The organism is Brevundimonas sp. CURTG3B2_SDJG (genome assembly GCF_057364705.1).
The window spans coordinates 1-9,458 of the sequence record NZ_JBNFOJ010000108.1 but is presented as its reverse complement, the minus strand read 5'-3'; the positions used below and the strand labels follow the sequence as shown (position 1 = coordinate 9,458).

The following is a 9,458-nucleotide window of genomic DNA, read 5'->3' as shown; positions in this document are numbered from 1 at the left end:
AGGAATCACTTCCAGCCGCCGCCGTTCCCGACGGGTCCTGAAGGGTCTGACAAGTGGCGTCGCGGCTCATCGGACGGGCAGTCGGGCGTCCAGCTCGCGGTTGACCATCAGGACGTTCACGTGCGGCTGGCCGATGAAGCCCAGCAGGGGCTGTTCGGTGCGCCGGTCGATGATGCTCTGGACCTGTTCCACGGCGACGCCCCGAGCCCGCGCGACGCGCGCGGCTTGAAGCCGAGCGTAGGCCGGCGAGATGTCCGGGTCGAGACCCGAAGCCGAGGTCGTCACCGCGTCAGCGGGGATGACGCCGGGGCCGTCCTCGGCGCGGACGACGGCGACGCCCTCGGCCACCCGGGCCTTCAGGTCCGGGTTCATGGGGCCCAGGTTGGAACCCGACGGAGGCCGAGGCGTCAGTAGCCCTCGCCGGCCGCCGACGGGCGCGGGTGCAGGTAGCGGGCTTCGGCGAACGGCTGGCCGATCAGGGCCGAGCCGCGCAGGGTCCCGTCGCGGTCCCGCACCAGGCTGCCGTTGGCCTGGTAGGGGAAGGCCGCCTGGCCGATCCCAGTCACCGCCAGCGGATAGGCGACGCCGAGCAGGAGGGTGAAAAGCGCCATCATGACGATGGCGGGGCGGATCTGATTGACCATGGTCGTCGTCCTCAGAAGGTCGCCTTCAGCGACGCCACGCGCGCGCGCCGTAGGAGTCGCCGAAGTCGTGCTCGTCGGTGTCGTGGTAGCGGACGTCGACGGCCAGGTTCCGAGTCAGCTGGTAGGCCGCGCCCAGGTTCCAGGTCGTGTAGTCGAGGTCCGACGACACGAACTGCCGGCCGACTGCGCCCGAGATCGTCCACTTGTCGGCGGGCGTGAAGGCGGCGTTGGCCTCCACATAGGTCGCTTCGTCCTCGGACGCGCCGAAGAAGTCCGGCGACCAGTAGACGACGGCGCCCACCGTGGCCGGGCCGACGGCCCGCGAGGCGGCGGCCTTCAGCTCGACGTAGTCGTAGTCGACCCCGGCGGGCTGATTTCCGTACAGATAGCCTACGGCGCCGAAGTCCAGCGCGAAGCCGGCCGCCTCGGTGCGGTAGCCGCCGTAGACGTCGGCCTCCAGATCCGTGTCGTCGCCGAAGTCGACGTTCGAGACCCAGGCCCCGGCGTAGAAGCCGCCGTGGGTCAGATCGACGCCGGCCGAGATCGCGGCGTTCTCCTGGGTCTGGCTGACGCCGCGGAAGACATAGTCCGAGGTCACCGCGACATTGGCCGACACCTGGGGTCCGGTCGCCTCCTGAGCGTCGGCGTGCGAGGCGACGCCCCAGACGACGAGGGCGACCAGGCAAGCGCCGGCGAACCAGACGTCGTTGCGGGCTGAAGCCTTGAGTTGGTTTCTGCGATTCATGACGGAAGTCCTTGGAAACATGTAGCTCAGACCAGGTCGAGCGCGGAAATGACGATGTCGATGAGCTTGATGCCGACGAACGGGGCGACCAGTCCGCCCAGGCCGTAGATCAGCAGGTTGCGGCTCAGCAGCTTGCCGGCTCCGATGGCGCGGTACTTCACGCCCCGAAGGGCCAGCGGGATCAGGGCCACGATCACCAGGGCGTTGAAGATCACCGCCGACAGGATGGCGCTCTCCGGGCTGGACAGCCGCATGACGTTCAAAGCGCCCAGCGCCGGCAGGGCGACCACGAACATCGCCGGGATGATGGCGAAATACTTGGCCACGTCGTTGGCGATCGAGAAGGTGGTCAGGGCCCCGCGGGTGATCAGCAGCTGCTTGCCCACCTCGACGATCTCGATGACCTTGGTCGGGTCGGAGTCGAGGTCGACCATGTTGCCGGCCTCGCGGGCCGCCTGGGCGCCCGTCTGCATCGCGACGCCGACGTCGGCCTGGGCCAGGGCCGGCGCGTCATTGGCCCCATCGCCGCACATGGCCACCAACCGTCCCTTGGCCTGTTCGGCCTTGATCAGCCGCATCTTGTCCTCGGGGGTGGCCTCGGCCAGGAAGTCGTCGACGCCGGCCTCGGACGCGATCGCCGCCGCGGTGACGGGATTGTCGCCGGTGATCATCACGGTGCGCAGGCCCATCCGGCGCAGGTCGGCGAACCGCTCCTTCACGCCCGGCTTGACCACGTCCTTCAGGTGGATGACGCCGACCAGGATGCCGTCCTCGGCTACCGCCAGCGGCGTGCCGCCCGACCGGGCGATCCGCTCGACCGCCTGGCGAAACTCGGCGGGCGCCTGACGCTCGTCCAGGCCGATGGCCTTCAGCACCGCGTCGACGGCGCCCTTGCGCCAGGCCTTGCCGCCCGCGTCCACGCCCGACTGGCGGGTGACCGCCGAGAACGGGATGGCCCTGGCGCCCTGGGGCAGCTCCAGCGACAGGCCGGCGTTGCGGCCCAGTTCGATGATCGAACGGCCTTCCGGCGTCTCGTCGGCCAGTGAGGCCATCAGGGCCGACCGCAGGGCGGCTTCGGGCCGCACGCCCGGCGCCGCGATCACCTCGGTCGCCATCCGGTTGCCGAAGGTGATGGTGCCGGTCTTGTCGAGCAGCAGGGTGTCGACGTCGCCCGCCGCCTCCACCGCCCGGCCCGAGGTCGCCAGCACGTTCACCTTCAGCAACCGGTCCATGCCGGCGATGCCGACGGCGGACAGCAGTCCCCCGATGGTGGTGGGAATCAGGGTGATGAACAGGGCGCCCAGCACGATCGGGTCCAGCTTCACACCCGAATAGGCGCCCAGGCCCAGCAGGGTGACGACCGCGATCAGGAAGATCAGGGTCAGCCCGGCCAGCAGGACGGCCAGGGCCAGCTCGTTCGGCGTCTTGCGGCGGTCCGCGCCCTCGACCATGGCGATCATGCGGTCCAGGAAGGTCGAGCCCGGCTTGGCGGTGATGCGCACCTTGATCCAGTCCGACACCACCGTGGTGCCGCCGGTCACGGCCGAGCGGTCGCCGCCGCTCTCGCGGATCACCGGCGCGCTTTCGCCGGTGATGGCGGCCTCGTTCACCGAGGCGACGCCTTCGATGATCTCGCCGTCCGAGGCGATGACGTCTCCCGCCTCGACCAGGATGACCGATCCGACCTCCAGCTCATGCGCGGGGGTCGGGACCACCGTGCCGGTCTTGGGGTCGATGATCAGCTTGGCCTTGGTGGTCACCCGGGTGGCTCGCAGGGAGTCGGCCGCCGCCTTGCCCCGCCCTTCGGCGACGCTCTCGGCGACGTTGGCGAACAGCACTGTCGCCCACAGCCACAGGGCGAGTTGAAGGGCGAAGCCGACGCCCTGCCCGGCGCCCGCCGCGGCCGCCGCCGAGACCGTCGCCAGCAGGGCGACGATCCAGGTGGTGAAGATCACGGGGTTCTTGAGGAGCTTGACCGGGTTCAGCTTGAGGAAGGCGTCCCGGATCGCCCGGCCGATGATGGCTCCGTTGAGCCCCCCGGCCAGCGAGGACCGGGGCGCCGCGGGATCGATTGCGACTTGTGTCATGGGATGTGTCCGCGAGGGCTCAGGCGCCGGCGCCGGCCGCGAGCATCTGGAAATGCTCGACGATCGGGCCCAGCGACAGGGCGGGGAAGAATTGCAGCCCGCCGAGGATCAGGATCACCCCGATCAGCAGGCCGATGAACAGGGGGCCGTGGGTCGGCAGCGTCCCTGCGGACGGCGCCAGCTTCGGCTTCACGACCAGGGCCCCGGCGATGGCCAGCACCGCGATGATGGGCGGGAAGCGGCCCATCAGCATGGCGATCCCCAGCGTCGTGTTCCACCACGGCGCGTTGGCGGTCAGGCCGGCGAAGGCCGAGCCGTTGTTCGCCGTGCCCGAGATGTAGGCGTACAGGATCTCGGACAGTCCGTGCGGACCGCTGTTGAGCAGACCCTTCAGCGCCTCGGGAAAGACCGCGGCGATGGCCGAGAAGCCCAGGTTGGCCAGGGGGATCACCAGGACGGCGATCATGGCGAACTGAATCTCGCGGCTCTCGATCTTCTTGCCCAGGTATTCCGGCGTGCGGCCGACCATCAGGCCGGCCACGAAGACCGACAGCATGGCCATCACCACCATGATCGCGATCCCGGAGCCGATGCCGCCTGGCAGGATTTCGCCCAGCGCCATCAGGAACATCTGCAGCGCCCCGCCCAGCGGCATGTAGCTGGCGTGCATGGAGTTGACCGAGCCGTTCGAGGCGCCGGTCGTCTGGCCGGCCCAAGCGGCCGAGGCGGGTACGCCGAAGCGGACCTCCTTGCCTTCCATGTTGACGGGCTGCTCGATCCCGGCCGCGACGAGCGCCGGCGCGGGCTGGCTTTCGGCGACATAGATGCCGGCGGTGCAGGCGGCCAGGATCAGGAAGGCTGCGGCCGCCAGGGCCCGGATGTCCTTCCTGGCCATCACGCTGCGACCGAAGGCGAAGAAGGCCGCCCAGCCCAGTACGTTGATCGATACGGCCGTGATCAGGTTCGACAGGGCCGACGGATTCTCGAACGGATGCGCCGAGTTCACGTTGAAGACGCCGCCGCCGTTGATGCCCAGCTGCTTGATCGCCAACTGGCTGGCGGTCTGGAACAGGCTGATGGTCTGCTGGCCGCCTTCCATCGTGGTGGCGGTGACGTTCGCCGTCAGGGTCTGGGTCACGCCCAGGCCGACCAGGACGATCGCCAGCACGAAGGACAGGGGCAGCAGCACCCACAGCGTGGTCCGGACCAGGTCGGCCCAGAAATTGCCCACGCCCTCGCCGCGATTGGCCAGGAAGGCCCGCGCCAAAGCGGCCGCGACGGCCGCGCCGGTGGCGGCGGAGACGAAATTCTGCACCGTCAGCCCGGCCATCTGGGTCAGGGACGACATCGTGGTCTCGCCGCCGTAGCTCTGCCAGTTGGTGTTGGTCACGAAGCTGATGGCGGTGTTGAACGCCAGGTGCGGGCTCACCCCGTCGAATCCCTGGGGATTCAGCGGCAGTACGCCCTGCAGGCGCAGCAAGGCGTACAGGAACAGGAACCCCGCCAGGTTGAACGCCAGCAGCGCGCCGGCGTAGCCCAGCCAGCCCTGGCTGCGCGTCGGATCGACCCCGCCCAGCCGATAGAAGACGCCTTCAACCGGCTTCATCACCGGGTCCAGCCACGTCCGCTCGCCGTTCCAGACGCGCGACATGTAGACCCCGATCGGCCAGCCCAGCAGGCAGGCGAGCGACAGCGTCAGGGCGATCTCGCCCCAGCCTTGGATGGTCATGGCGCGGCTCTCCTAGAACCGCTCGGGCCGCAGCAGGGCCGCGACCATGTAGACGGCGACGACGGCCGCGCCGACGCCCCAGAGGATGCTGATCATCGTCACACCCTCTTCAAAGCAGCGGCGAGGACGGCGAACGCGAGGAACGCGCCGCCGCCGATCGCCAGAAAGATCAGATCGGCCATCCTGATGGGCTCCAGCTCAACGAGAGCCGGACAGGACGCCCGAACCGCATAAGGGGGCCATTCGAAAGCCGGGCGACCGCATAAGGCGCGCATAAGGACGGCGTCGGACGGATCGACCGCTGCGGACGGAGACCGCTTCCGTCCGCCGCCCCGCGAGCGGTTATCCGTCAGGCGGCGTCGCGTGGCTCTCGCTTATTCCTCGAGCCCCTCCGCCTTCCGATGCTTCACCGCCCGGGCGGCGAAGGTCGGAAGAACCAGCAGCGTCAGAGCCGTGGCCGTCAGCAGGCCGCCGATGACCACGGTCGCCAGCGGCTTCTGCACCTCGGCGCCGGCCCCATGGGCGATCGCCATGGGAATGAAGCCGACGATGGCGACCATGGCCGTCGTCAGCACCGCGCGCAGCCGGCTCTCGGCGCCCTCGATCGCCGCGTCGCGGGCGCTGGCTCCGGCGGTCAGCCGCTCGCGGATCGCCTGCATCAGCACCAGACCGTTGAGGGTGGCGACGCCGGAGACCGCGATGAAGCCCACCGCGGCGGACACTGAGAACGGCATGCCCCGCAGCGTGAGCGCCAATGCGCCGCCGACCAGGGCCAGAGGCACGCAGGCGAAGACCAGGCCGGCCTCCGCGAACGAGCCCAGGGCCATGAACAGCAGAACGCCGATCAGGATGAAGACGACCGGGATGACCAGGCCCAGGCGTTGCTCGGCCCGCTTGAGGTTCTCGAACTGCCCGCCCCAGGCGAGGCGGACGCCCGTCGGCAGCTCGATCCCGTCGACCTTCCGCCGCGCGTCGTTGACGAAGCCGCCCAGATCGCGGCCGCGGACGTTGGCCTGGACCACCATGCGGCGGCTGCCGTCGTTGCGGCTGATCTGGTTCGGGCCTTCCGCGCTATGGATGCGCGCCACCGAGGACAGGGGCACGGTCACACCGGCGGGTGAGACGAGGGGCAGCGCCGCGAGCGCCGCCGGGTCGTTGCGCGCGTCATCCGGAAGACGGACCACTACGTCGAAGCGGCGGTCGCCCTCGAAGATGCGGCCGGCCTCGGCGCCGCCGATCGCGGCCGAGACCGCTTCGGAGACGTCGGCGGCCGACAGGCCGTAGTTCGCCGCCGCGAAGCGGTCGACGCTCACGGTCAGGGTCGGCAGGCCCGAGGCCTGTTCGACGCGGACATCGGCGGAGCCCTCGGTTTCCCGAAGAGCGTTGGCGACCTGGTCGGCTATCCGCTGCATCGTCGCGAAATCATCGCCGTAGACCATGACCGACAGGTCGGTGCGCACGCCCGAGATCAGCTCGTTGAAACGCAGTTCGATCGGCTGGCTGAACTCGAGATTATTGCCGATCTGCCGGCTCGCCGCGTCCTCGATACGTTCGATCAGGTCTTCCTTCTTGAGGCCGGGGTCCGGCCAATCCCTGCGATCCTTCAAGACGATGACGCTGTCGGAGATGTTCGGCGGCATCGGATCCACCGCGGCTTCGGCGGTGCCGGTGCGCGAGAACATGGTCTCGACCTCGGGCTGAGCCTTGATCGCCCGTTCCAACGCCATCTGCATCGCCAGGGACTGTTCCAGAGAGGTAGAGGGAACGCGTAGCGCCTGCATGGCGATGTCCCCCTCGTCCAGGGTCGGGATGAACTCCCGTCCCAGGCTGGCGAAGGCGATCCCCCCCACCACCACCGCGCCCAGCGCCGAGGCGAGCACGATCTTCGGACGGCCGACCGCCGCCCCGATGGCCGGCTGTATCCAGCGACGCGCATGGCGCAACAGGAAGGTCTCATGCTCGTGTGCGCGGCCGTGTTCGTCGATCTCGATCGCCTTGGGATCCCGCACCAGAAGCGCCGTCATCGCCGGCACGAAGGTGAAGGAGAAAATGAAAGCGCCGACGAGGGCCAGCATGACCGTCGCTCCCATCGGAATGAACGTCTTGCCCTCGACGCCCTCCAGCATCAGCAGCGGGGTGAAAACCAGCAGTATGATCAACTGTCCGAAGGCGGCCGGCTTGACCAGTCTGGGCGGGCCGCCGCCGCGGCGGCGGCCAGGCGCTCCCGGCGGGTCAGCACCCGGCCCAGGTCCGCCCGTCTCCGGCTCAGCATCAGCAGGGTGTTCTCGACCACGACCACCGCGCCGTCGACCAACAGGCCGAAATCGAGCGCGCCGAGGCTCATCAGGTTTCCACTGATCCCGAACCGGTTCATGCCTATGACGGCGAACAGGAAGCTGACCGGGATCATCAGGGCGGTGATGGACGCGGCGCGGATGTTTCCCAGCAGCAGGAACAGGACGACGATGACCAGCAGGGCGCCCTCTGCCAGATTCCGCGCCACCGTGGCGATGGTGGCGTTCACCAGGGCCGAGCGGTCCAGGACCGTCACCGCCTCGACGCCGGGCGGCAGGGTGCGGCGTATCTCCTCGAGACGGTCGCCCGCCGCTTGGGCGACGGTGCGGCTGTTCCCGCCAGCGATCATCAGGCCGTGCCCAGCACGGCCTCGTGGCCGTCACGGCTGGCGCCGCCGAGACGCGGGGCCTGGCCGATCTCCACCGTCGCCACATCGGCGACCCGAACGACCAGCCCGCCCCGGTTGACGACCGGCGCCTGCGCCAGATCCTCGACGGTCAAGGCCAGGGCGTCCGTCCTGACCGTCAAGGCTTCGCCGGCCCGTTGGACATAGCCGGCGCCGGCCTGGGTGTTGGCCCGGTCGAGGGCCTGGATCAGGTCCCCCATGCCCAGGCCGTACGCCGAGAGCCGAGCCGCGTCCGGACGGACCGCATATTCCTTCACATAGCCGCCGACCGTATCGACGCCGGCCAGTCCCGGCGCGGTGCGCATCTGGGGGGCGATGATCCAGTCCTGGACCGTGCGCAGATAGGTGGCGCGCGCCTGGGGCGTGGCCAACTCCTCGCCTTCCGGCGTCAGATAGGTCCCGCCCGCCTGCCACCCGGGTCGGCCCGGCCGGGCGAGGTTCTCGGCGTTGAACGGCTTGTAGTCGACCGTCCACATCAGCACCTCGCCCAGGCCGGTCGTGATCGGCGCCATGGCCGGCTCGACCTCGGCGGGCATGGCTTCGCGCGCCTGGGTCAAGCGTTCGGCGACCTGCTGGCGGGCGAAGTAGATGTCGGTCTGGTCGGTGAAGATGACGGTGACCTGGCTGAAACCGTTGCGGCTCAGGGAGCGGGTGCTCTGCAGCCCCGGAATCCCCGCCATGGCGGTCTCGATCGGATAGGTGACCTGCCGCTCGATCTGCTCGGGCGCGAGCGCCGGGGCCACCGTGGTCACCTGCACCTGCCGATTGGTGATGTCCGGCACGGCGTCGATGGGCAGTCGAGTCAGTTGGAACAGGCCCCAGGCCGACACCAGGGCCGTGGCGAGCACCACGAACCAGCGAAAGCGGATCGAGGCTTCGATGACGTATCTGAACATGCGATCGCCTCCCCTCAGTGACCGTGCTCGGCCTCGCCCTTGGCGAGTTCGGCCTTGAGAAGGAAGGCGTTGGCGGCCGCGACCCTTTCGGAGCCGTTCAGACCGCGCAGGATCTCGGTGCGGCCGGCGGCCTGACGGCCCGCGAGGACCTGAACAGCCTGGAAGCCGCCGTCGACCTGGACGAAGACGACCGTACGTCCCTCGACCGTCTGAACCGCCTCCGTCGGCACCGTCATGGCCCCGGTCGACTGGCCGGTGACGATGGCGCCGGTCACCGCGGAGCCGGCCGGCGGCAAGGCGACGCCGGAGGAGCGGGCGCGAATGACGGCGGCGCCGCTCTCGCCGCCCGCCCCGGCGGCGACGCCGGTGACGAGAGCGTCGAACTCGCCATTGGGCCCGGTCGCCCGCATCGCCATTCCGGCCCGGAGGGTCTCGGCCAGCGCCGGCGGGGCGTTGAACACCATCTCGACCCGCGCCGGATTGGTCACCTCGGCGACCACCCCGCCCTGAGCGACGAAGCCGCCTGGCCCCACCTGCACAGTGCTGACGACGCCGGAGATCGGGCTGGTGACGCTCAGACGTCCCGACGCGTTCGGCGCGCCGGCCGCCATCGCGCGGGCCCGGGCGGCCCGCGCCGCCGCCTGCGCGCTCAGGGC

Annotated in this window: 5 protein-coding genes and 2 pseudogenes; all 7 read right to left on the bottom strand. The window is 69.7% G+C overall.

Going from position 1 to position 9,458, the window contains the following annotated elements:
• Nucleotides 1–66: 66 nt before the first annotated feature.
• Nucleotides 67–644 (bottom strand): annotated as a pseudogene (gene kdpC, locus AC2W7C_RS09015) (K(+)-transporting ATPase subunit C).
• Nucleotides 645–669: 25 nt separating this feature from the next.
• A complete protein-coding gene (locus tag AC2W7C_RS09010; RefSeq protein ID WP_486001133.1) occupies nt 670–1,389 on the bottom strand; it encodes a TorF family putative porin in 720 nt (239 codons plus the stop codon).
• Nucleotides 1,390–1,415: 26 nt separating this feature from the next.
• Entirely contained in the window at nt 1,416–3,476 is a 2,061-nt protein-coding gene (gene kdpB, locus AC2W7C_RS09005; RefSeq protein WP_486001132.1) for a potassium-transporting ATPase subunit KdpB, read from the bottom strand.
• Between the two features lie 19 nt (nt 3,477–3,495).
• Nucleotides 3,496–5,205 carry a potassium-transporting ATPase subunit KdpA gene (gene kdpA / locus AC2W7C_RS09000; RefSeq protein WP_486001131.1) on the bottom strand — a complete coding sequence of 570 codons (1,710 nt, stop codon included), beginning with the start codon at nt 5,203–5,205 and terminating at the stop codon, nt 3,496–3,498.
• A gap of 12 nt (nt 5,206–5,217) precedes the next feature.
• A complete protein-coding gene (locus tag AC2W7C_RS08995; protein WP_486001134.1) occupies nt 5,218–5,301 on the bottom strand; it encodes a potassium-transporting ATPase subunit F in 84 nt (27 codons plus the stop codon).
• A gap of 278 nt (nt 5,302–5,579) precedes the next feature.
• Nucleotides 5,580–8,802, bottom strand: a pseudogene (locus tag AC2W7C_RS08990) (efflux RND transporter permease subunit).
• Nucleotides 8,803–8,816: 14 nt separating this feature from the next.
• Nucleotides 8,817–9,458: efflux RND transporter periplasmic adaptor subunit (locus AC2W7C_RS08985; protein ID WP_486001130.1), on the bottom strand; the 642-nt coding region annotated here is incomplete at its 5' end.